The organism is Methylobacterium oryzisoli (assembly GCF_046557895.1).
In the GTDB taxonomy this organism is placed as follows: domain Bacteria; phylum Pseudomonadota; class Alphaproteobacteria; order Rhizobiales; family Beijerinckiaceae; genus Methylobacterium; species Methylobacterium oryzisoli.
Genome location: NZ_JBKIBX010000021.1, coordinates 17,655 through 40,358, shown reverse-complemented (window position 1 = coordinate 40,358; position 22,704 = coordinate 17,655). Strand labels below are relative to the sequence as shown.

General features: G+C 68.1%; 20 protein-coding genes. 11 read left to right on the top strand and 9 right to left on the bottom strand.

The window, feature by feature from the left end:
• Positions 1-51: 51 nt before the first annotated feature.
• The 3 genes from ACKUB9_RS19795 to ACKUB9_RS19785 are packed head-to-tail and all read right to left on the bottom strand — an operon-like array spanning position 52 to position 2,695.
• Positions 52-828: an ABC transporter permease gene (locus ACKUB9_RS19795; RefSeq protein ID WP_407525879.1), complete on the bottom strand. Its 777-nt coding sequence runs from the start codon at positions 826-828 to the stop codon at positions 52-54.
• A 3-nt stretch (positions 829-831) separates the two neighbouring features.
• A complete protein-coding gene (locus ACKUB9_RS19790; protein WP_407525877.1) occupies positions 832-1,686 on the bottom strand; it encodes an ABC transporter ATP-binding protein in 855 nt (284 codons plus the stop codon).
• Between the two features lie 10 nt (positions 1,687-1,696).
• Positions 1,697-2,695, bottom strand: a complete 999-nt coding sequence (locus ACKUB9_RS19785; protein WP_407525874.1) for an ABC transporter substrate-binding protein — start codon at positions 2,693-2,695, stop codon at positions 1,697-1,699.
• A gap of 157 nt (positions 2,696-2,852) precedes the next feature.
• On the opposite strand from ACKUB9_RS19785, the gene ACKUB9_RS19780 reads away from it, so the two are divergent.
• The 6 genes from ACKUB9_RS19780 to ACKUB9_RS19755 all read left to right on the top strand — a co-directional run bounded on the left by ACKUB9_RS19780 (position 2,853) and on the right by ACKUB9_RS19755 (position 10,138).
• Positions 2,853-4,946, top strand: coding sequence for a hydantoinase/oxoprolinase family protein (locus ACKUB9_RS19780; RefSeq protein ID WP_407525870.1), 2,094 nt, complete (start codon positions 2,853-2,855; stop codon positions 4,944-4,946).
• Positions 4,946-6,682: a hydantoinase B/oxoprolinase family protein gene (locus ACKUB9_RS19775; protein ID WP_407525867.1), complete on the top strand. Its 1,737-nt coding sequence runs from the start codon at positions 4,946-4,948 to the stop codon at positions 6,680-6,682. Before ACKUB9_RS19780 ends, ACKUB9_RS19775 begins: the two co-directional genes overlap by 1 nt.
• Positions 6,679-7,536: a sugar phosphate isomerase/epimerase family protein gene (locus tag ACKUB9_RS19770; RefSeq protein WP_407525865.1), complete on the top strand. Its 858-nt coding sequence runs from the start codon at positions 6,679-6,681 to the stop codon at positions 7,534-7,536. The genes ACKUB9_RS19775 and ACKUB9_RS19770 overlap by 4 nt, the downstream gene beginning before the upstream one ends.
• Positions 7,537-7,580: 44 nt before the next feature.
• Positions 7,581-8,288, top strand: a complete 708-nt coding sequence (locus ACKUB9_RS19765) for a TetR family transcriptional regulator (protein ID WP_407525862.1) — start codon at positions 7,581-7,583, stop codon at positions 8,286-8,288.
• Between the two features lie 29 nt (positions 8,289-8,317).
• Positions 8,318-9,139, top strand: coding sequence for an aldolase (locus ACKUB9_RS19760; protein ID WP_407525859.1), 822 nt, complete (start codon positions 8,318-8,320; stop codon positions 9,137-9,139).
• Between the two features lie 66 nt (positions 9,140-9,205).
• A complete protein-coding gene (locus ACKUB9_RS19755) occupies positions 9,206-10,138 on the top strand; it encodes a DMT family transporter (RefSeq protein WP_407525856.1) in 933 nt (310 codons plus the stop codon).
• Positions 10,139-10,187: 49 nt separating this feature from the next.
• Here ACKUB9_RS19755 and ACKUB9_RS19750 read toward each other — a convergent pair whose 3' ends face one another.
• The gene (locus ACKUB9_RS19750; RefSeq protein WP_407525854.1) at positions 10,188-10,739 is read right to left on the bottom strand and encodes a cupin domain-containing protein; all 552 of its coding nucleotides are present in this window, start codon (positions 10,737-10,739) and stop codon (positions 10,188-10,190) included.
• 144 nt (positions 10,740-10,883) lie between these two features.
• Here ACKUB9_RS19750 and aptA point away from each other — a divergent pair, with 144 nt between their 5' ends.
• Complete coding sequence (gene aptA / locus ACKUB9_RS19745) at positions 10,884-12,221, top strand: omega-aminotransferase AptA (RefSeq protein WP_407525851.1); 1,338 nt, start codon at positions 10,884-10,886, stop codon at positions 12,219-12,221.
• A 131-nt stretch (positions 12,222-12,352) separates the two neighbouring features.
• Here the strand turns inward: aptA and ACKUB9_RS19740 are convergent, their stop codons facing one another.
• The 5 genes from ACKUB9_RS19740 to ACKUB9_RS19720 form a co-directional block, all read right to left on the bottom strand.
• Positions 12,353-13,981, bottom strand: coding sequence for a flavin-containing monooxygenase (locus ACKUB9_RS19740; RefSeq protein ID WP_407525848.1), 1,629 nt, complete (start codon positions 13,979-13,981; stop codon positions 12,353-12,355).
• A gap of 21 nt (positions 13,982-14,002) precedes the next feature.
• Complete coding sequence (locus ACKUB9_RS19735) at positions 14,003-14,920, bottom strand: alpha/beta hydrolase (protein WP_407525846.1); 918 nt, start codon at positions 14,918-14,920, stop codon at positions 14,003-14,005.
• Positions 14,921-14,975: 55 nt separating this feature from the next.
• Positions 14,976-16,175 (bottom strand): ABC transporter substrate-binding protein, encoded by a 1,200-nt coding sequence (locus tag ACKUB9_RS19730; protein WP_407525999.1) that lies wholly within the window; start codon positions 16,173-16,175, stop codon positions 14,976-14,978.
• 113 nt (positions 16,176-16,288) lie between these two features.
• A complete protein-coding gene (locus ACKUB9_RS19725) occupies positions 16,289-17,494 on the bottom strand; it encodes an ABC transporter substrate-binding protein (protein ID WP_407525843.1) in 1,206 nt (401 codons plus the stop codon).
• 46 nt (positions 17,495-17,540) lie between these two features.
• Positions 17,541-19,025 (bottom strand): aldehyde dehydrogenase family protein, encoded by a 1,485-nt coding sequence (locus tag ACKUB9_RS19720; protein ID WP_407525840.1) that lies wholly within the window; start codon positions 19,023-19,025, stop codon positions 17,541-17,543.
• A gap of 222 nt (positions 19,026-19,247) precedes the next feature.
• Here ACKUB9_RS19720 and mmsB point away from each other — a divergent pair, with 222 nt between their 5' ends.
• From mmsB to ACKUB9_RS19700, 4 genes are all read left to right on the top strand, one after another.
• The gene (gene mmsB / locus ACKUB9_RS19715; protein WP_407525837.1) at positions 19,248-20,150 is read left to right on the top strand and encodes a 3-hydroxyisobutyrate dehydrogenase; all 903 of its coding nucleotides are present in this window, start codon (positions 19,248-19,250) and stop codon (positions 20,148-20,150) included.
• 59 nt (positions 20,151-20,209) lie between these two features.
• On the top strand, positions 20,210-21,001 hold the full coding sequence (locus tag ACKUB9_RS19710; RefSeq protein WP_407525835.1) for a GntR family transcriptional regulator: 792 nt from the start codon (positions 20,210-20,212) through the stop codon (positions 20,999-21,001).
• Positions 21,002-21,022: 21 nt separating this feature from the next.
• Complete coding sequence (locus ACKUB9_RS19705; protein WP_407525832.1) at positions 21,023-21,799, top strand: enoyl-CoA hydratase/isomerase family protein; 777 nt, start codon at positions 21,023-21,025, stop codon at positions 21,797-21,799.
• Positions 21,800-21,866: 67 nt separating this feature from the next.
• Positions 21,867-22,673 carry an SDR family NAD(P)-dependent oxidoreductase gene (locus ACKUB9_RS19700; RefSeq protein ID WP_407525829.1) on the top strand — a complete coding sequence of 269 codons (807 nt, stop codon included), beginning with the start codon at positions 21,867-21,869 and terminating at the stop codon, positions 22,671-22,673.
• Positions 22,674-22,704: the final 31 nt, after the last annotated feature.

Sequence of the window (22,704 nt, the reverse complement as noted above, 5' to 3'; positions counted from 1 at the left end):
GCGGCGTCGTCGCTCCGCATGCGTCCTCGCGCGGGCCGCGTCCGGGCGTGATCAATGCCCCGGCGCGTGGCCGCGCTGGGACACGTGCCAGGGGAGCGAGATCCGCTCGGCGCCTTCCACGAGGTAGAAGAGAATCGTGCCGAGCATGCCGAGGAGGATCAGGCAGACGAACACCCGGGGGGTGTCGAACTGACCCTGAGCCGTCAGGATCGCGAAGCCGAGCCCTTCGGACCCGGCGACGAACTCGCCGACGATGGCGCCCACCAACGCGAACGAGATCGCGACCTTGAGGCCGGCGAAGATGCTCGGCAGCGCGTTCGGGAGTCTGATCTTGGCCAGGATGGAGAACTGACTGGCTCGGCTGATCCGCGCGAGGTTCAGCATGTCGGGATCGACCGAACGAAGGCCGAGCACGGCGTCGATCACCACGGAGAACAGCGCGAGCATCAGCGCGATGCCGATCTTCGGCTCGATCCCGGTTCCCATCCAGATGACGAAGAGCGGCGCGAGGGCCACCTTCGGCACGCTGTTGAGCGCGACGAGGAGCGTGTAGACGGTCTTCTCCAGCAGCCGCGAATGCACGATCCCGACGGCCAGGACGAGCCCGAGCACGGCCGCCAGCCCGAAACCGGCCAAGGTCGTGTAGAGCGTGAAGGCCGTCTGCCGCAGGAAGTAGGCCGGTGCCTGCAGAAATTCCGAGACGATGACGCTCGGCGCGGGCAGGATGATCGGCGGGGGCTTGAGCATCAGGACGCCGAGTTCCCACACGGCGAACGCGACCGCGATGATGCCGAGAATGGATGCGATTTCCCGCAGGGTGGAACGCATGGTTCAGCCCTCCTTGAGAATGCCGAGGCCGGCGAAGAGATGGCGGACGTGCGCCACGTAGCGGCCGAATTCCGGGGTCTCGCGCATGGCGAGGCTGCGCGGGCGCGGCAGGTCGATCTCCAGCACCTCGACGATGCGGCCCGGGTTGCGGTCCATCATGACCACACGGTCTGACAGGAAGATCGCCTCCGAGATCCCATGCGTGACGAAGACCACCGTCTTCCCGGTGTCCTGCCAGATCCGCGCCAGTTCGAGGTTGAGGTCGTCGCGCGTCATCGCGTCGAGAGCCCCGAAGGGCTCGTCCATGAGGAGAAGCTCGGGATCGCAGAGCAGCGCCCGGCAGATCGAAGCGCGCTGGCGCATCCCGCCGGACAATTCCCAAGGGTGGCGGTTCTCGTACCCGGACAGGCCGAAGCGGGTGAGAAGCTGCAGGGCGCGCGGTTTCAGATCCTCCCGCCGCAAGCCGAGGAATTCGGCCGTGATGAGCACGTTGTCGAGAATGGTGCGCCAATCCAGAAGCACATCCCGCTGAAAGACCATGCCGGTCTTGGTCGGCGGCCCGGAGAGCGCCTCGCCTCGCACCCTCAAGGATCCTGCGGTGATCCTCTCGAGCCCGCCGATGCACTTGAGCAGGGTGCTCTTGCCGCACCCGCTCGGGCCGAGGATCGAGAGGAATTCTCCCTCGCGAACTTGGAGATCGATGTTTTCCAGCGCCTTCACGGCGCCGTGGCGCGACCCGTAGGCTTTGCTGACGGCCTCGACGGCGATGTAGGAGGGGGATCGGCTCACCGCCGGAACCCGGCCCTCCCTGGAGATGGCTGCCGAATCGCTCGTCTTCATGGCCAGGGCCGTCCTCATGGGAATCCCCCTATTTGATCAGGTCGTTCGTGTAATAGTCTGACGCCTTCCATCCGGCCTTGATGGCTCCGGCCGCCTCGAGACCTTTGAGAGCCGTGTCCCAGTCGCTGTCCGCCTGCCAGCCGATGGGCTTGTTCTTCGTGGCCGGCGTGTCGAAGAAGGCGAGCGTGAGACGGATCTGCTCCGCCAGGGCGGTGCGGTCGAGCTTGGCGTCCGGCCGCTGCCTGACGATGGCATCGACGCCCTCCTCGATCTTGCCGTCGCGCAGAAAGGCCCATGCCTTGGTCTGCACGGCGACGAGCTTGGACAAGGCTTCGGTTCTCGTCGCGATCGTCCTGTCGGTGGCGACGAGACCATAGCTCGGATAGGCCACGCCGACGTCTTCGGCCAGGATCGCCTTCGAGGGCCGTGAGGCGGCCGCGATCGGGAGCGCGGAGGGCTCGGTGGACATCAGTCCATCCGCCCGCTTGGCGGTGTAGGTGCCCCACAGCGCCGCCGGATCGACGAACATGATCGTGGCCTTGCTCCGATCGAGCCCGCCCTGCTTCAGCCAGTAATCGATGTACGGCGCCCAGGGGCTCGCCGCGAAGACGACGAGGGTCTTGCCGGCGAAGTCCGAGACCTTCGTTATCGGCGAATCCTTGTCGACCAGAACCGCGAGATCGGTGCGGCGGCCCCAGCCGGCGATGCCCTTCACCTGGGCGCCGTTCTGACGCGCCTGGGGCAGCAGGCCGAGCTGGATCTGGCCCACGTCGACCTGGCCGGCATTGACGAGCTGAAGCGTGTTTCCCGATCCGCGCCCGTCCTGGATGTCGACGTCGAGCCCGGCCTCCTTGAACCAGCCCTTCTGCTTGGCGAGGTGCATGGCCGCATGCACGCCCCAGGGCGAAAAATCGAGCCGCACGCTCAGCTTCTCCTGAGCCGAGGCCGGCAGGGCCGCCATCGCCAGCACCGCCAAGCCGATCCCTGCACGGCGAAGGGTCCGGGCCCATCTGGTGGTTCGCTCCATCGTCTCCTCCTGGCGATACAGCTGTAGACTAACTGGTCCAATAAGCGGCGCAAGCCCATTCTCGCGGCGTCGTTTGCCTCACGTTTGGACGCGCCACCGCTTGACGTCGCATTCTGCTAGGACTAACCAACTAGTCCAATAGCGAGGAGCAGACCCCATGGTTGCAGCTGGCGGCGGCGCTCGGATCGGCGTCGATATCGGGGGTACGTTCACCGATCTCGTGCTCACCGACGCGAAGGGTCGGACCTTCCAGCGAAAGGTGTCCTCGACACCCGCCGCCCCGGAACTGGCCGTGCTCGCCGGCGTGCGGGAGATCCTCGACCACGCGGGTGTCTCGGCCTCCGAGGTCGACGAGGTCGTGCACGGCACGACGGTCGGATCGAACACCCTGCTGCAGAAGGTCGGCGCTCCGACCGGCCTCATCACGACCCGCGGCTTCCGGGACGTGCTGGAGATCGGGCGTCTGCGGACCCCGGGCATGTTCGACCTGCAATGGGAGAAGCCGCTGCCGCTCGTGCCCCGGCGCCACCGCCGCGAGGTCACGGAGCGGATCCTGGCGACGGGGGCCATCCACACGCCCCTCGACGAGGCGGAACTCGTCGCGGCCGGGCGCGCGCTCGCGGCCGAGGGGATCCGGTCGGTGGCGGTCTGCTTCCTCAACTCCTATCGGAACCCGGAGCACGAGCGCCGGGCGGAGGCGCTGCTCGCCGAGCACCTGCCCGACCTGCAGGTGACGACCTCGGTCTCCGTCCTGCCCGAGGCCAAGGAGTACGAACGCACCTCGACGACGGTGGTGAACGCCTACGTGCGGCCGGTGCTCGAAGCCTATCTGACGCGGCTCGAGCGCGGTCTCGGCACGATCGGCATCTCGGCGGCCCTCCTCGTCTGCAACTCGAACGGCGCGCTGGCCTCATCGGAGGTCGCGAGGGCCAAGCCCGTCTTCTTCATCTCGTCGGGTCGCGCGGCGGGCGTGGTCGGCGGGGGACGCCTGGGCGAGGCCCTGGGAGAGGGCGACCTCGTCGTCTTCGACATGGGCGGGACCACCGCGTCCGCCTCCCTGATCCAGGGGGGCAATCTGATGCGCGTCTCGGAATACGAGTTCAGGGCCGGCATCTCGACGCCGAGCCGCTTCATCAAGGCGGGCGGCTACATGATGAGCGTGCCGACCGTCGACGTCGCGGAGGTCGGGAGCGGCGCGGGCTCGATCGCCCACGTCGACGAGGGCGGCCTGATGAAGGTCGGGCCCGTCTCGGCCGGCGCCGAGCCGGGGCCCGCCTGCTACGGGATCGGCGGCGACAGGCCGACCGTCACGGACGCGAACCTCTATCTCGGCTACCTGCCGGAGACCCTGGCGGGCGGCTCGCGCACCCTCTCGCGCGACAAAGCCGAGCGCGCCATCACGCGCGATCTCGCCGAGCCCTTCGGCCTCGATGCGGCGGTGGCGGCGTACGGCGTGCGCGAGGTCGTCAATTCCAACATGGCCCGGGCCATCCGGGCGGTCACGGTCGAGCGCGGCGTGGACCCGCGGGACTTCACGCTCGTGGCGATCGGCGGATCCGGCCCGGTCCACGCCGTCGACATCGCGCGCCTGCTGGCGATGCCGCGCGTCCTGGTGCCGGCCTCGCCGGGCGTCTTCACGGCCATGGGCATGCTCGCGGGCGACGTCGAGCACTACCTCATCCGCCCCCTCCCCGGCCGCCTCGACGGGATCGATCTCGATGGCGCGCGCCGGATCGCCGCCGAGCTTTCCGCCGAGGCCCGCGAGCGGCTTCTCCGAGAGGGCGTGGCGGAGGACGACATCTCGCTGCAGCCCGAGATCGACATGCGCTTCCGCGGCCAGGAGATGTCGCTCGCCGTGCCGTTCGGCGAGGAGGCGGACGCGGCGGCCCTGCGCGCGGCCTTCCTCGCCGCCTACGGCGCCATCTACAGCTACGCCTCGGACGACGTCATCGAGACGGTCAGCCTGCGCCTGGTCGGGCGAGGCCTGCGGCCCGGCAAGCTCGACTTCCGGCATGAGCAGGACGCTCCCGAAGGTGCGGTCGGTCCGAGCGCGCGCCGCCGGGTCTATTTCGGTCCGGAGCGGGGCTGGATGACCACGCCGATCTACGACCGCGCCGCCCTGCGCGGGCGCGTCGAGGGGCCCGCCGTCCTGCAGGGGGCGGACTCGACCGTCCTCGTTCCTCCGGATGCCTCCGCGGTCACCGATTCCCACGGCAACCTCCTCATCACGATCACCGAGGGCAGCCTGTAATGGACACGCGAATCGATCCGATCACCTTCGCGGTGTTGAAGAGCGCGCTCGAATCCATCGTCGACGACATGGCGTACACGGTGATGCGCACGGCCCGCTCGCCCATCGTGCGCGACGTGCTCGATTACTCGACGACCATGTGCGACGCGAAGGGCCGCATCCTGGCTCAGGCGAAGACGGTCGCGCTGCATCTCGGCGCGGTGCCGGACGCCATGGCCGCGCTCATGCGCCACTACGGCGATGACCTCCACCCGGGCGACGTGATCATCTTCAACGACCCCTACGACGGCGGCATGCACCTGCCGGACATCTTCATGTTCAAGCCGATCTTCGCCGGATCGCGCCACGTCGGCTTCTCGGTCGTGATCTGCCACCATTGCGACGTGGGCGGCCGGGTGCCGGGCTCGAACGCCAGCGACTCGACCGAGATCTTTCAGGAAGGCCTGCGCATCCCGCCCCTGAAGCTCTTCGACAAGGGCGTGCGCAACAAGACGCTGTTCGACATCATCGCCAAGAACGTCCGCTTGCCCGACCTCGTGATCGGCGATCTCGACGCGCAGCTCGCCACCTGCGCGCTCGGCGAGCGCGAGTTGCTGCGCCTCGTGGATAGGTACGGGATCGCTCCGCTCGAAGCGTTCCTGGAGGAATTCCTCGATTACGGCGAGCGCCTCGCCCGCAAGGCCTTCGCCGCGTGGCCCGACGGCAGCTACCGCTTCACGGACCACATCGACGGCGACGGCTTCGACGAGACGCCGATCCCGATCAGGGTCGCCGTCACGGTGGCGGGCGACGGATTGATCGTGGATTTCGCCGGCTCGTCGCCGCAGGTGCGGGGCGCCATCAACTCGACCCTCTCCTTCGTGAAATCGGCGACCTATCTGGCGGTGCGCTGCACCCTGGACGCGGACGTGCCGAACAACGCGGGCCTGTACCGCTGCATCGACATCCGCGCGCCCCAGGGCTCGCTCCTCAACCCCGACTTCCCGGCCCCCGTGGCCGCGCGGGCGCTCACCGGCTACCGCGTCGTCGATACGGTGCTCGGCGCGCTGGCCCAGGTCGTGCCCGACCGCATCTCGGCCGCCGGAGAGGGCGGCAACTCGGTGGTCTGCCTCGGCGGCTACGACAGGGAGACCCGGGAGCCCTTCATCGTCGTCGACATGATCAACGGGGCGCTCGGTGCCCGCGCCGGCAAGGACGGGATCGACGCGATCACCAATCCCTCGCAGAACATGTCCAACATGCCGGTCGAGATCATGGAGACGACCTATCCGCTCATGATCGAGGAATACGCGCTCCGCCCGGATTCGGGGGGCGCGGGCCGGAACCGCGGCGGCATCGGCGTCGTCCGGCAGTACCGCCTGCTCGCCGACGAGGCCGTCATGCAGCTGCGCACGGACCGTCACGCGACCAGACCCTATGGCCTGTTCGGCGGCGAGGCGGGCCTGCCGTCCCGCAACATCCTGACGACCGCCGCGACCGGTGCCACCGAGGTGCTGCCGAGCAAGATCACCCGCACGGTCCGCAAGGGCGACGTCATCCGCCACGAGCAGGCGGGCAGCGGCGGCTACGGCGATCCGCGCGAGCGGGATCCGGCCCGGGTCCTCGCCGACGTGATCGACGGGAAGGTGAGCGAGCGCTTCGCGCGTGACGGCTTCGGCGTCGTGATCCGGGACGGGCTCGTCGACGAGGCCGCGACGGCGCAGCTGCGCAGCACGGGTGCGAGGAGCGCGGCGTGACCACGAGACCGGATCTCTCCCGCTTCGCCATCAACCAGATCACGACGCGCGACTGGACGCTCGCGCAGGCCGTCGACGGCTATGCCAGGGCCGGCGTGCGGGGCATCGGGGCCTGGGTGCAGTACGTGGACGATGCGGGCACGGCGTCGGCCGCGCGGCACATCCGCGACGCCGGCCTCTTCGTGCCCTGCCTGTGCACGACGGCCTGGGTCAACCTCGCCGATCCCGCCGCCTATCGGGCCGCCCTGGCGGAGAACCGCCGCCGCCTGGACATGGCGGCGGAGATCGGCGCGAAGACCCTCGTGGTCGTGCCGGGCGGCCTCGCCACGGGCGAGCGCGACCTCGCCGCCGCGCGCCGCCGCGTGGCGGAGGCGCTGGCCGAACTCCTGCCCACTGCACGCTCGGCGGGCGTGGCGCTCGGGCTCGAGCCGCTGCACCCGATGTACGCGGCGGACCGGTCCTGCCTCTCCACCTTCGCGCAGTGTCTCGACCTCTGCGAGATGCTGGGCGCCGGGACCGGCATCGTGGCCGACCTCTACCATTGCTGGTGGGATCCGAACTTCGTCGCAGGCCTGGAGAGGGCCGGACCGGACCGGATCCTGACCTTCCACCTGTGCGACTGGCTGGTTCCGACGCGGGACGTCTATCAGGACCGCGGCATGGTGGGCGACGGCGTCATCGACATCGCCGGGTACCGGGCGATGCTCGATCGCATCGGCTACGACGGTCCCTTCGAGATCGAGATCTTCTCGAAGCTCGATTGGTGGCTGCGCGACGGCGCGGAGACGACCCGGATCGCCGTCGAGCGCTGCGCACCTTTCGTGCCGCCGCGCCCCCAGGTTAAAGCGGCGTGAGGGCGGCGATGTTCGCGGCTCCGCCGAAAGAGCTCAAGCCCACCGTGAGAGAGCAGCCGCGCAAGCGAGACTCCATCCAGACCCAAGAGCGCATCCTTCTGGCCGCCCAGGCCGAATTCGCCCGCAAGGGGTACGACGGCGCGCGCGTCGACGCGATCATTGCCCGGGCGAAGATCAGCAAGAACCTCCTCTACCACCACTTCGGCTCGAAGGAGGATCTCTACATCCGCGTGCTGGAGCGGACCTACGAGACGCTGCGCCGACGCCAGGGCGACGTGCCGCTGGCCGGCCTCGATCCGGTCGAGGCGATGCGGCGGCTCTGCGAGAGCACCTTCCAGGTCTTCATCGACGAGCCCGACATCATCGTGATGCTGAACACGGAAAATCTCCACCGTGGCAAGCACATCGCGAAATCGCCGATCATACGGGCGCTCTACAACCGCCTGTCCGACACGATCCGCACGATCCTCGACGAGGGCGTGCGGCAGGGCGTATTTCGGCCCAACGTCGATACGGTCGAGCTCTACATCTCCATGTCGGCGCTCGGCTATTTCTACCTGTCGAACCGCTTCACGCTCTCGCTCCTGTTCGAGCGCGATCTCAAGGCGCAGGAGAATCTCGCGCGCCGGAAGGCGCACATCGTCGATATGGTGCTGTCCTACCTGACGAACGGCGCGCCGCAGGGCCGCTGGACACCGTCGGCCGCCTCCATTCCCCTTGCCGGGGACGCGGGCGCGGATACGCCGTCCTGAACTTCCAGCCCACCACCACGCGAGGGACCATGGCCCACTCTCTCAGCCGAGACCCGGCTTCATCCGCCCCGATTCCTGCCGCCCCGACCCTTGCCGATCGCCCGAACCGCCCCGCACTCGACAGCGACGAGGTGATGCAGGCCCGCATCGATCTCGCCGCCTGCTTCCGCTTCGCGGACCGGCTGGGCATGCACGAGGGCATCTGCAACCACTTCTCGGCCATGGTGCCGGGCCACGACGACCTGTTTCTCGTCAACCCCTACGGCTACGCCTTCCGCGAGGTGACCGCGTCGAAGCTCCTGATCTGCGATTTCGACGGTCGCGTGGTGCAGGGCGAGGGCGAGCCCGAGGCGACGGCCTTCTACATCCACGCCCGGGTGCACAAGAACGTGCCGCGCGCCCGCGTCGCCTTCCACACGCACATGCCCTACGCGACGGCGCTCACGATGGTCGAGGGCGATCCGCTCGTCTTCGCGGGCCAGACCGCCTTGAAGTTCTACGGCCGCACGGTGGTCGACAGGGACTACAACGGCCTCGCCCTCGATGAACGGGAAGGCGACCGGATCGCCGCCGCCGTCGGCGATGCCGACATCGTCTTCATGAAGCATCACGGCGTGATGGTGCTCGCAGCAACGATCGCGGAGGCCTGGGACGACCTCTACTACCTGGAGCGCGCGTGCGAGGTCCAATGCCTCGCCTTGTCGACGGGGCGAACCATCGTCGCCGTCCCGCAGGAGGTGGCCGAAGCCACTGCGCGCCAGATGCGGTCCGGCGACGCCGAGTCGGCCCGGCTCCATCTGCAGAGCATGCGCAGGACCCTGGATCGCCAAGAGCCCGACTACCGCAGCTGAGGCGTGGATCGGGCGCCGCGGGTCGAAACCGATGGTCTGCTCGCGAGCAGGGAGCGCTCCTGTCCGATGCCGAAATCAGGGCATGGTCTCGGCGTCGCGGCGGTCGTCACGACGGCGCTTCTCTGGGGGAGCAACCACGTCGTCGCGAGAGCGGTGCGGGATGCCGTGCCGCTGCCGTCGCTCGTCTTCTGGCGGTGGCTGATCGGCGCTGCGCTGCTCACGCTCGTCGCGGCACCGTCCCTCCGCCGCGCTTGGCCCTTCATCCGTGACAATGTCGGCGCGATCGCCGCCGGCGGGGCCATCGGCGTCGGTCTGTTCTCCTTCCTCCTCCTCGGAGGGGCCTATTACAGCCCGGCCATCGAGGTGGGCCTCATCAACGCGACGACGCCGGTCTGGGTCGCGCTCATCGGCAGCATGACCGGTCACGAGCGGCTCGATGCACGGATGTGGCGCGGCTTGTGGGTCTCGCTCGGCGGGACCCTGGTGATCATCGCCAAGGGCGATCCCATGGCGGCTGTCGGCCTCACCTTCGGCTGGGGCAACGTCCTGTCGCTCTCGGCGGCGATCACCTTCGCGTGGTTCTCGCTGCGTGTGCGCGTCTGGAGCCGGTCGGTCGACGCCCTTGCGTTGACCGTGGCGACCGCGTGGTCCGGCATCCTGCTCGTCATGCTGCCGGTCTATGCGGCGTCCCTCGCGCTCGGCGGCCCCTGGTTCGTCCTGCCCTCCGCCGATCCACGGTTCGCCGGGGCTGCCATCCTGTACACGGCCATCGGTCCGACGATGCTCGGCAACCTGTTCTACCTGTTCGGCATCGGCCATCTCGGCCCCACCCGCGCCGCGACGTTCCTCTATCTCAGCCCCGTCTTCTCGGCTCTGCTGGCGATCGGCTGGCTGGGTGAGCGGCTGGCATGGTTCCACATCGTCGGCGTCGGCATGATCGCTCTCGGGCTGTGGATGGTCGCATGCCCGGCGGGCACCGGCAGAGCCCTCGTTCGCTGATGCGGGCGCGCCGGCTCTGCTCGCGGTCGTTCGCGCCCGAGCACGCGCGTCAGAAGCTGGGCGGAGTGCAGGCGCTGACCACCTCGCACGGCACCGGGCCGACGCAGCGGAAGCGGTGCGGACGACGGCTCGCGAAGTAGTAGGCGTCGCCCGGTCCCAGGATCTTGCGCTCGTCGTCCACCGTGACCTCCAGCCGGCCCGCCAGGACGATCCCACCCTCCTCGCCGTCGTGGACGAGCGGCACCCGCCCCGTGTCCGAACCGGGCTCGTAGCGCTCCTTCAGGATCTGGAGCGCCCGGCCGAACAGGTTTTCGCCGACCTGCCGGTAGGAGATGCGCCCCTTCCCGATCTCGACCAGTTCCTCGGCGGCGTAGAACGCCTGCTCGGTGCGCGCGGGCTCGAACGAGAAGAACTCCGCGAGCCCGATGGGCACGGCGTCGAGGATGCGCTTGAGCGCCCCCACCGAGGGGTTCGTCTGGCCCGACTCGATCAGCGAAATCGTCGAGTTCACGACGCCCGCCTTCCTGGCGAGCGCCCGCTGCGACAGCCCGTGCAGGGTCCGCACGTAGCGCAGCCGCGCCCCCACCTCGTCGTTCGTCACCAGGGCGCCTGTTCGGGTTGTTGCGGATTACCAAACACTGACGTGCCTCGTGAACGATGTCAAAGGGTTGGCGGCATCAAGAAAAGGACTTGTTGATCTGCTCCGAACGGTGTGTCTGCCGATACCCATCGAGGAGACCACGTCATGATCACGAAGCCGGGGACCAACCGTCCGAACCTTGAAGCCTACTGGATGCCCTTCACGGCCAACCGGCAGTTCAAGGCGGCGCCCCGGATGCTGGTCGCGGCCGAGGGCATGTACTACGTCGCCGACGACGGCCGCGCGGTCCTCGACGGCACCGCCGGCCTGTGGTGCGTCAATGCCGGGCACGGCCGCCGGCGCATCGTCGAGGCGGTGGAGCGTCAGCTCGCCACCCTCGATTTCGCGCCCTCGTTCCAGATGGGCCATCCCGTCGCCTTCGACTTCGCGGAGCGCCTGGCCGCCATCGCGCCCGGGCCGGACGGGAAGCGCCTCGATCGGGTCTTCTTCACCGGCTCCGGGTCGGAATCGGTCGACACGGCGCTGAAGATCGCGCTGGCCTACCAGCGGGCCATCGGCCAGGGCACGCGCACGCGGCTGATCGGCCGCGAGCGCGGCTATCACGGCGTGGGCTTCGGCGGCATCTCGGTCGGGGGCCTCGTCAACAACCGCCGGATGTTTCCGCTCCTGCCGGGCGCCGATCACCTGCGTCACACCCACGACCTGTCCCGCAACGCCTTCGTCAAAGGCCAACCCGAGCACGGCGCCGAACTCGCCGACGATCTGGAGCGGCTGGTGGCGCTCCACGGGGCCGAGACGATCGCGGCCGTGATCGTCGAGCCGGTGGCGGGGTCGACCGGCGTCCTGGTGCCGCCGCAGGGCTACCTGGAACGCCTGCGCGAGATCGCGACCCGCCACGGCATCCTGCTGATCTTCGACGAGGTCATCACCGGCTTCGGGCGTCTCGGCGCTCCCTTCGCCACCGACTATTTCGGCGTCACTCCGGACATCGTCACCACCGCGAAGGGCCTGACCAACGGCACGATCCCGATGGGCGCGGTCTTCGCCAGCCGGGCCGTGCACGACGCGCTGATGCACGGCCCGGAGGAGACGATCGAGCTCTTCCACGGCTACACCTATTCGGGCCACCCGGCCGGCTGCGCGGCGGGCTTGGCCAGCCTCGACATCTACGAGCAGGAGGGTCTGCTGACCCGGGCGGCGGGCCTGCAGGCGTACTGGCACGAGGCCATGCACGGCCTGCGTTCGGCTCCCCACGTCATCGACATCCGCACGATCGGGATGATCGCCGGTATCGAACTCGCCCCGCGCGGGGGCGCGCCGGGAGCACGCGCCTACGATGCCTTCGTCGACTGCTTCGAGAAGGGCCTGCTGATCCGGGTCACCGGGGACATCATCGCCCTCTCCCCTCCCCTCATCGTCGAGCGCGCGCAGATCGACGCCATGGTGTCGATGCTCGCGGACGCGCTCGCGCGTGCGGCCTGAGGCACCGCTTCACGACGCCTCGCGCTCGCTCGGCTGCTCACGCTGCCCGGGACTGCGCGAGGCTGTGAGCCGCGCGGGCTGCCGTGCAGGCCGGATGGGGCGCCCGCCCGGCCCCCACCGGACCGCGCCGGTCAGGAGGCCGCGAGCCGGAAACCACGATAGTGATTTGCCGCGACCTCGTCGCAGATCACGCGATATTTGTCGAGTCCGGCGATATACGGCATGAATACGCGCGGTTTGCCTGGAATATTGGCACCCACGTACCATGAGTTGGCGAGCGGGTAGAGCGTTGCATCGGCAACCTGATTGACGTGCTCGACCCACGCGTCCTCGGCCCCCGGATCCGCCTCGATACGCTTGAAGCCCTCCTGCCGCAGATGGTCGATGCAGTCGGAGATCCAATCCACATGCTGCTCGATCGACGCGATCATGTTCGTCTTCACGGACGGGCTGCCAGGTCCGGTGATCATGAACAGGTTCGGGAACCCTGCGGTCATCAATCCCAGATAGGTGCGGGGTCCGTGAGCCCACTTCTCGGCGAGGGTCGGGCCTTCCTCGACATGGATGTCGATATCCAGAAGTGCGCCCGTCATGGCGTCGAAGCCCGTTGCGAAGGCGATGTCATCGAGCTCGAACTCGCGCGTTCCGGTCCTCAGCCCCTTCTCGGTGATCTCGACGATCGGGTCCGACCTGACATCGACCAGCGTGACGTTGTCGCGATTGAATGTCTCGAAGTACCCGATGTCGAGCGGCAGCCGCTTCGTCCCGATCGGGTGATCGTTCGGCAGCAACAGCTCGGCGACCTTCGGGTCGTGCACGATGCTGCGGATCTTGTTGCGGACGAACTCCGATGCGGTCTCGTTGGAGGCCTTGTCGGTCAGGAGGTCCTTGTAGGCGTACAGGAAGCTGATGTTTCCGCCGGTGCCCCACTTCGTCTCGTAGATCTTCTCTCGTTCCTCGGGCGTGTCGTCGAGGGCGGATCTGGTCGGCGGCGGGTGGCCGGCGATGCCGAAGGGCGTGCGCCTGGCCTCGTCTCGCCAATAGGCGTACTTGTCCTTGTGACCCCGTTCGACCTCCGGCGTCAGTGGACGGTTGACAGCCGGCACGCTGAAATTGGCCGTGCGCTGGAAGATGAAGAGGTGCTTGGCCTGTTCGGCGATCACTGGGATCATCTGGATCCCGGACGAGCCGGTGCCGATGACGCCGACCCGCCGGCCCGTGAAGTCCACGCCCTCCTCCGGCCATTGCCCGGTGTGATACCAGTTGCCCTGGAAGCGCTCGAGGCCGGGGAAGTTGGGGACCCGCGGAAGCGAGAGGTTTCCCGTCGCCATGAGGCAGAACGGCGCCCTGAAGGCGCCTTCATTGGCCGTCCTCACGGTCCAGAGGTCGGTGGCTGGATCGAAGACCGCTGACACGACCCGCGTCTCGGTGAGGATGTCGCGGCGCAGATCCAGCCGGTCGGCAACGTGGTTGATGTAACGCAGGATATCCGCCTGCGCCGCGAAACGTTCCGGCCAGTTCCACTCCTGCTGCAGGTCCTCGGAGAAGGAGTAGGAGTATTCCAGGCTCTCGACGTCACAGCGAGCGCCCGGATAGCGGTTCCAGAACCACGTTCCGCCGATGCCCTTTCCTGCCTCCAGAACCTGCACGCGCAGGCCCAGGTTCCTCAGCTTATGCAAAGCATAAAGGCCTGCGAATCCTGCGCCGACAACGACGGCATCCACGGATTTTACGCCGATGTCTGCAACCTGAGCGGTCATCGTGATCCTCCGATCATCCCATTAAGCGGCGCATCGTTCGGCGATGAGGCGTGCAACGTCGTCGAAGGCGCTGTGCGCATCCTCGACCACATTCATCATGCGCGCGAAGCCGTGGCCCATGCCGTCGAAGCGCCGGAGGCGAACGGTCACGCCGTGGGCCATCAAGCGCCGCGCATAGGCCTCGGCCTCGTCGCGCAGGACGTCGTACTCGGCCGTCGCGATCCAGGTTGGCGGAAGACCGGCGAGGCACTCGGCGCGAAGGGGTGAGATCCGCGGGTTCGACCAAAGATCCGGCGGCGCATAATGCCGGAAGAACCAGAGCATGTCCGCGCGCGTCAGAAAGAGTGTGTCGACCGGCAGGTCGTAGCTCGGCGTGGCTGTGTCGCAATCGACGACAGGGTAGAACAGGATCTGCAATGCAATGTCGCCCGCCGTCCTCCCGGCCAGGGCGACCGTCGCCAGGTTCGCGCCGGCGCTGTCCCCCGCGACCACGAGGCGGCACTCGGATCCGACCAGCTCCCTCCTGTGCGCGGAGGCCCACGCGATCCCGTCCTCGACATCCTCGAGACCCGCCGGAAACGGGTGTTCAGGCGCCAGCCGGTAATCCAGCAGCAACACGGAACAGGCGGTCCGAGCCACCAGCGCGCGTGCGAGCGCGTCGTAATCGTCCACGGTGCCGAGGACCCAACCTCCTCCGTGGACGTAGACGATCAGAGCGGCGGGCAGTTCGGTCGGCTCGAACAGGCGCGCCCGGATCATCGATCCGCGCGTCGGGACGGCAAGGTCGCGGATGGAGCCGACCTGCGGCCCCGCACCGAGCACGGCGCAACTCCTGGCTAGGAGATCGCGTGCCTGATGCGGCGAGCAGGCCGAGAAGGGCGGCCGGCCGGCCTCGCGGGCCGCCCTCAGCAGATCTGCCAGCGCGCGGTGCAGGGTCATGCGCCGCTCCAGGCCCAGGCGAGGGGGAAAGTCGGAGCTGCCATCGCGGTGGCGCTCAATTCTGAGCCACCAGGGGGCAGCCGCCCTCCGCGATGGGCCGGTAGGCCTCGTCGCCGGGGATCTTGGCCAGAACTTTGTAGTAATCCCACGGGCCCTTGCTCTCGGACGGCTTCTTCACCTCGAACAGGTACATGTCGCGCACGAGGCGGCCATCCTGCCGGATCTTGAAGCCATTGCTCCAGAAATCGTCCACCGGCAGGTTCTTCATCGTCTTGGAGACTGCGGTGGCCTCGTCGGTTCCGGCCTCCCTGATCGCCTTGAGGTAATGGAGCACGGCACCGTAGACCCCGGCCTGTGCGGAGGTCGGTGCGCGGCCGCCATGGCGCGCCATGAATGTCTTTGACCAGGCACGCGTCTTGTCGTCCATGTCCCAGTAGAAGGAATCCGTGAAGACGAGACCCTGGGCATCGGCGAGCCCGATCGCGTGGATGTCGGTGATGAACATCAGGAGACCGGCGAGCTTCTGGCCGCCCTGCGTGATACCGAACTCCTTGGCCTGCTTGACGGCCGTGATCGTGTCGCCTCCTGCATTGGCGAGGCCGATCACCTTCGCGTTCGAACTTTGCGCCTGGACCAGGAAGGACGAGAAGTCGTGGGTCGCCAGCGGGTGGCGCGCGGCCCCCAGCACCTTGCCGCCCGCCTTCCTGACGAAGCCCACCGCGTCCTGTTCCTGCGCATGGCTGCCGGCGTTGTCGGCCGTGAGGAAGAACCACGTGTCGCCGCCCTGCTTCACCAGGGCCCGTGCGGTGCCGTTCGCATTGGAGTAGGTGTCGTAGGTCCAGTGAACCGTGGTCGCAGAGCACCGCTTCCCGGTGAAGTCCGACAGGCCGGAACTCGACAGGAACAGCATCCGGTTCTTGTCGCGGGTGACATTCTGGACGGCGATCGCGGTCGCCGAACTCGGGACGTCGGCGATGGCGTCCACGTTCTGCGTATCGATCCAGCGGCGCGCGATGGCCGAGCCGATATCGGGCTTGTTCTGGTGATCGCCGACAATCAGCTCGATCGGCTTGCCCAACACCGTCCCGCCGAACTCCTCGATGGCGAGGCGTGCCGCGAGCACCGAGCCTTGCCCGCCGAGATCCGCGAAGACGCCGGACTGGTCGTTGAGAATGCCGATCTTCACGACGTCGTCGGAGATCTGTGCCGAAGCGGGCAACGCGAGGGCAAAACTCGACAGCAGAGTTGCAGCGATACGTCCGATCACGCCATCCTCCCAGGACTGCTTGTTTCGCGTGCATGGCGATGGCGGACCATCTGCCGCCTCGCGGTCGACCGCGCAGCGCCGAACGCTCCGACGCGCGATGCCTATTTCTTCACGAGCGGACACTTGCTGGCACTGAGCGGCATGGCGGCCTGCTCGGCCGGGATCGTGCGCAGGACCTTGTAGTAATCCCAAGGGCCCTTCGAGTCCTCCGGCCGCTTTACCTCGACCAAGTACATGTCGTGCAGCAGACGCCCATCCTCGCGGATCCTGCCGCCGCGGGAGAAGAAGTCGTCGACGGGCATCTCGCGCATCTTGGCCGCGACGACCTTGCCGTCGTTCGTGCCGGCCGCCTTCACGGCCTTGAGGTAGTGGAGCACCGACGAGTAGACGCCGGCTTGAACCATGCCCGGCTTGCGGCGCATGCGCTCCTCGTACCGCTTGGCGAAGTCCCGGCTCGCATCGTCGCGGTCCCAGTAATAGGCGGTCGTCGCGATGAGCCCGTGGGCGCTTCTCAGCCCGATGGCATGGACGTCGCTGATGACCAGCACGAGACCGACGAGCCTCTGGCCACGCTCGGCGATGCCGAACTCGCCCGCCTGCTTGACCGCGTTGACGGTGTCGGTGCCGCCGTTCGCCAGCCCGATGATCTGCGCCTTGGAGGCCTGCGCCTGCAGGAGGTAGGACGAGAAATCGCTCGACCCGCTCGGATGCTTGACCTGACTGACGACCGTTCCCCCGCCCGTGGTCACCTCGTTGGCGAGATCCGCCGCCATCTGGTGGCCGAAGGCGTAGTCGGCCACGAGCAGGAACCAATTCTTGCCGCCCTCCTGCAGCACGGCGCGGGCACTGCCGATCGCCTGCGAATAGGTATCGAAGGTCCAGTGGAAGCCTGTCGGCGAGCAATCCTCGTTGGTCAGGCGCGTCGTGGCGGGGCCGGAGAACAAGGCGATCTTGCCCCTTTCCCGCGTGATGTACTGGACCGCCAGCGAGACCGCGGAGTTGGTGAGGTCCGCGAAGACGTCGACACCGTCGACATCGAGCCATTGCCGCGCGATGTTGGAGGCGACATCCGGCTTGTTCTGGTGATCCGCGGACAGGACCTCGATCCGCCTGCCCAAAACAGTACCGCCGAAATCCTCGACCGCCATCTTCGCGGCGGTGACCGAGCCCACGCCTCCGAACTCGGCATACAGGCCGGACTGATCGTTCAGCACTCCGATCTTGATGGCATCACCGGATTGCTGCGCGACCACGCCACCCGTCCAGGCCAGAGCGAGAGCCGCCACAGCCAGAATTCTGCGGTACACCACCTTGACCTCCCCGTCCGTGGCTTCTCAGTGCAGTCGATGCGATCTAGCGCGTGAGGTTCACGGTGATCGCCTTCGTCTGCGTGAAGCTGTCGAGCATGCTCTCCAGCGAGAACTCGCGGCCGATCCCGCTCTGCTTGTAGCCGCCGTAGGGTTGGCCCGGCGATTGGCCGGTTCCCTGGTTCACCTGCACCCAGCCCGACTGGATCTCGTGCGCCGTGCGCAGGGCCTTGCCGATGTCGCGGGTCCAGACGTAGCCGGCCAGGCCGTAATGGCTGTCGTTCGCCATCCGGATCACCTCGGCCTCGTCGGTCCAGGGGACGGCGACCATGACCGGTCCGAAGATCTCCTCACGCGCGAGCCGCCACGCGTTCGAGGCGTTCGCGAACACCGTCGGCTGCATGAAGTAGCCCTGACTCAGCGGGCCCTCGGTCGGAGGCAGGCCACCTGCGAGCAGCTTGGCGCCCGGCTGCTTGAGGCCGTCCTCGACGTAGCCGCAAACGCGGCGAAACTGCTTCTCGTTGATGATCGTGCCGACCTCGGTCGCCTCGTCGAGAGGATCGCCGATGCGCAGCGTCGCAACCCTCTGGGTCAGCTTGTCGAGGAACGGCTCGTAGATGCTCGCGTGGAGGAAGAGCCGCGACCCCGCCGTGCAGGATTGGCTCTGTCGGGTGAACCGCATCGCCGCGATGATCCCGTCGACCACCCAATCCTCGTCGGCGTCCGGAAAGACGATGGAGGGGCTCTTGCCGCCGAGTTCCAGGGAGACGGGCAGGACCCGCTCGGCAGCGGCCTGCATCACGAGCTTGCCGACGGCGGTCGAGCCCGTGAACGACAGCTTGGCGACGCCCGGATGCTGCAGGAGCGGGGCTCCGCATTCGGGTCCGGTTCCGGTCAGGACGTTGAGGACGCCGGCCGGCAGATGCTCCTGGCAGACCGCGCCGAGTAGCAGGACCGCGAGCGGGGCATCCTCGGCGGTCTTGAGCACGACCGTGTTGCCGGCGCAGACCGCCGGCGCGATCTTGAGGGCCGCCAGCAGCAGGGGCGCGTTCCAGGGAATCACGGCCGCGACCACGCCCAGCGGCTCGCGGCGGGTGTAGCTGAGGACGTGCTCGCCGAGCGGGATGGTCATGCCCTTGAGCTCGCCCGTGAGGCCGCCGAAGTAGCGGAAGATGTCGGCGGCGAGCTTGACCTCGGGCCGCGCCTGGGTCCGCAGGGCGTTTCCGGTCTCCAGCGCGACCGTTCGGGCGATGTCTTCCAGCCTCGCATCGAGAGCGTCGGCGATGCGCAGCAGCTGAAGCCCGCGCTCGCGCGGGGCGATCCTGCGCCAGGAATCGAAGGCGGCCGACGCGTGCTGAACGGCGTTGTCGACGTCGGGCGCCGCCCCGCGCGGCACGAAGGCGATCGTCTCCCGCCGGGCCGGGTTCTCGACCGGGATGAGCTCGCCCGAAGCGGCGTCCACCCATCGCCCGCCGATCAGCATGCCGCGCGTCTCGACAGCGGAGGCCACGCCCTGGGCCGTCATGGTCATCGGCTTCCTCCCAGCCCGTCGGCGGATCCGGTCACGTGACCTGCCGCGCCTCGCCAGTGATCTGGTCGAGATATTTATGCGAGCATGATTGCTCACGCATACGCTGTCAACGGCACGCAGAACGTGCTTGTACGTATATCGATGATGGTCAATGATATGCGGATAACGGGAGCGCGCCGCCTGAGGGGCGTCGAACCGAACCAACCATCGTGGGAGGGGCCTGTGGCGAAGATCGGTTTCATCGGCCTCGGCAACATGGGCGGCCCGATGGCCGCCAATCTGATCAAGGGCGGGCACGCCGTGGCCGGTTTCGACCTCGCTGCGGCGAGCTGCGCGGCGGCCAGGGAGGCAGGCGTCAGCATCGCCGGCTCTGCCCGAGAGGTGGTGGACGAGGCCGACGTCGTCATCACGATGCTTCCCACAGGACAGCATGTCCTGGCGGTCTGGCAGGAGGTTCTGCCGTCCGCCCGCGCCGGCGCGGTGTTCGTGGATTCCTCCACGATCGACGTGGAGAGTGCTCGCAGCACGCACCAGCTTGCCGGAGAGCGCGGCATCACCGCACTCGATGCTCCGGTGTCAGGTGGCGTCGGGGGAGCAAAGGCGGCGACGCTGACCTTCATGGTCGGTGGGACGGTGGCGGCTTTCGAGCAAGCCCAACCCATTCTCGCGCTCATGGGCCGGCGCATCGTGCATTGCGGCGACGCCGGAGCCGGGCAGGCCGCCAAGATCTGCAACAACATGATCGCCGGCATCTCGATGATCGCCGTCGCAGAGGCCTTCACCCTCGCCGAGAAGCTCGGGTTGTCGGCGCAGTCCCTGTTCGACGTGGCCTCGACGTCCTCAGGGCAATGCTGGTCCCTGACCAGTTATTGTCCGGTTCCGGGACCGGTGCCGGGTTCGCCTGCCAACGATGGCTACAAGCCCGGTTTCGCGACCGCGCTGATGCTCAAGGATCTGCGGCTCGCCCAGGCGGCCGCCCTGGCATCGGGCGCCACGACGCCACTCGGGGCGGAGGCCGCGCAACTCTACGCCCTCTACGCAGCCGCCGGGAACGAGAGCCAGGACTTCTCCGGTATCATCAACTTCCTTCGCGGATCGCCGTCGATCAGCGATCCGCGGAGCTGATCCGCACTTGGTCCGCAGGCCTCGATCTCGGCGCCGCCTGCCCAAACCCGTGAGTTCCCATGGCCCCTGTTCGCCCCGCGCCGCCGAACCGCCAGAACGAGATCCGTGCGTGGATCGAGAACGAGATCCTGGAGGGCCACCTGCGTCCGGGCGACCGGATCAGCGAGCAGGAGCTCTGCCAGAAATTCGCGGTCTCGCGAACACCCGTGCGGGAGGCGCTGCTCCAACTCGCCTCCGTCGACCTCGTGGAGTTCCGGTCGCGCCAGGGCGCCATGGTTCTGCGCATTTCGGTCCGGCAGATCGCCTCGATGTGGGAGGTGATGACCTCGCTCGAGGGACTCTGCGCCGAACTCGCGGCGCGGCGCATGCAACGCGAGGAGCGGGCGGCCCTCGCGGCGGTTCACGAGAGAAGCCGGCACTTCGTCGCCGAGAACGACGTCGCCGGCTACGACGACTGCAACCGCGAGTTCCACGAGATCATCTACGCGGGCTGCCGAAACGACTACCTGGCCACGCATGTGCGCGACATCCGTCGGCGGCTGCGGACGTACCGGCGCTACCCGTTCCAACGGGCGGGCGGGATGGAGCGGTCGCTGGCGGGCCACGAGGCGGTCCTGAAGGCGCTGGCCGTCGGTGACGATGCGGGGGCGGGCTCGGCGATGCGCGAGCACGTCGCGGGTGGGTTGTCGTTCCTCGACCTCGTCGCCGAGCTGCCGGCCGGGGCGGTGTCGGACGACGAGTCGCCGGACATGCCGCCCAGAGGCCGGCCGCGCCCGCGGCGCGAGCCATCCGTGCCCAAGGCGCCTCAGGGCGCCAGGACGCGCCCCCGCGCGAAACGGGCATCGACATAGACGCGAGCCGATGGAGCCAGCATGGCCGGAGAGATCATCAGGGAGGGCTCGGACGTCCTCGCGACACTGACCATCAGCCACCCGGAGAAGCGCAACGCGCTGAACGTGCGGATGTGGCAGGAGCTTGCGGCGCTGATGCGCGCGCTCTCGCAGGAGAGCGAGCTTCGCTGCATCGTCATCCGCGGCGCGACCACCGAGGCGTTCTCGGCCGGCGCGGACATCTCCGAGTTCGGCGAGACGCGTACGACCTACGAGCAGGTCGTCCGGTTCCACGAAGAGTATGTCCTGGGCTGCCTCGGTGCGGTCGCCGCCTGCCCGGTGCCGGTGGTGGCGGCCATCCAGGGCGCGTGCTTCGGTGGTGGGCTGGAGATCGCCGTGATGTGCGACATCCGGATCGCCGCGGAGGAGGCCCGCTTCGGGGTTCCCGTGGGGCGCATGGGCTTCCCGCTCGCCTTCGGCGAAACCGAAGCCCTCTGCCGGCTGGTCGGACCATCGGTCGCCGCGGAGCTGCTCATCGAAGGCCGCATCCTCGATGCCCGCACGGCCTGTGCGAAGGGTCTGATCACCCGCGTGGCCGGCAAGGGCGAATTCGAAGCCGAGGTGGCCGCCACGACGAAGAACATCTGTGCCAGCGGCATCCTCGCCGCCCGATCCCACAAGCGGCAGATCCGGCGCCTGATGGAGGATGCCTCGCCCGTGACGGCCGCCGAGCGGATGGACGTCTATCGCTTCGCGGACAGCGAGGAGTATCGCCGCGGCGTCTCGGCCTTTCTGGCCAAGACGGATCGACAGCGCTGAACGGCGAGGCGGAAGCCGGCTCGTCGGAGGACCGAGCCGCCAACACCAAGCAGATCGGGAGGATGGAATGCTCTTGGAGGGAAAAGCCGCGATCGTGACAGGCTGCTCGGGCGGCCTCGGTTCGGCCATCGCCGCCGCATTGTCGGACCAGGGTGCGACCATCATCGCGATGGATCTGAAGGTGGAGAAGGTCGAGCAGGCCTGCGAGGCCGTGCGCGCCAGGGGTGCCCGGGCGGTCCACGGGATCGTGATGGATGTGGCCAGCCCTCGCTCGGTCGCCGAGGCCTTCGCGTCGGCCAAGCAGAAAGTCGGCAAGCTCGACATTCTCGTGAACAACGCCGGCGTGCGCGAGATCAAGAACGCCTTCGATCTCTCGCCCGAGGAATGGGACCGCGTCATCGCCATCAATCTGAGCGGCCCGTTCTACTGCGCGAGGGAGGCGGCCCTCTGGATGCGCGACACCGGGGGCGGGACGATCATCAACATCGCATCGGTCGCCGGCCTGACCGCGATCTCGCATCGGCCGGCCTATACGGCGGCCAAGCACGGCGTCGTCGGCCTGACCAAGAACCTCGCGCGCGACTTCGCGCCGGCCAACATCCGCGTCAATGCCGTGGCACCCGGAGTGCTGCGCACGCCCATGACTCAGGACTACTACGCCGATCCGGAATTCCTGCGCGGGCTCAAACACTCGGTTCCCTTCCACGATCGGGGCGAGGCGGCCGACATCGGCAGAGCGGTTCTGTTCCTGGCCTCACCGCTCGCGGAGTTCATCAACGGGGTGACCTTGCCGGTCGACGGGGGCTGGCTCGCCGAGAAGAGCTACGCCTCCCCCGAGGCCTCGAGCTTCTTCAGCGCGGGATCGTCCACGTGACGCCTGCCGCACATTGCAGAGCTCCCACCCT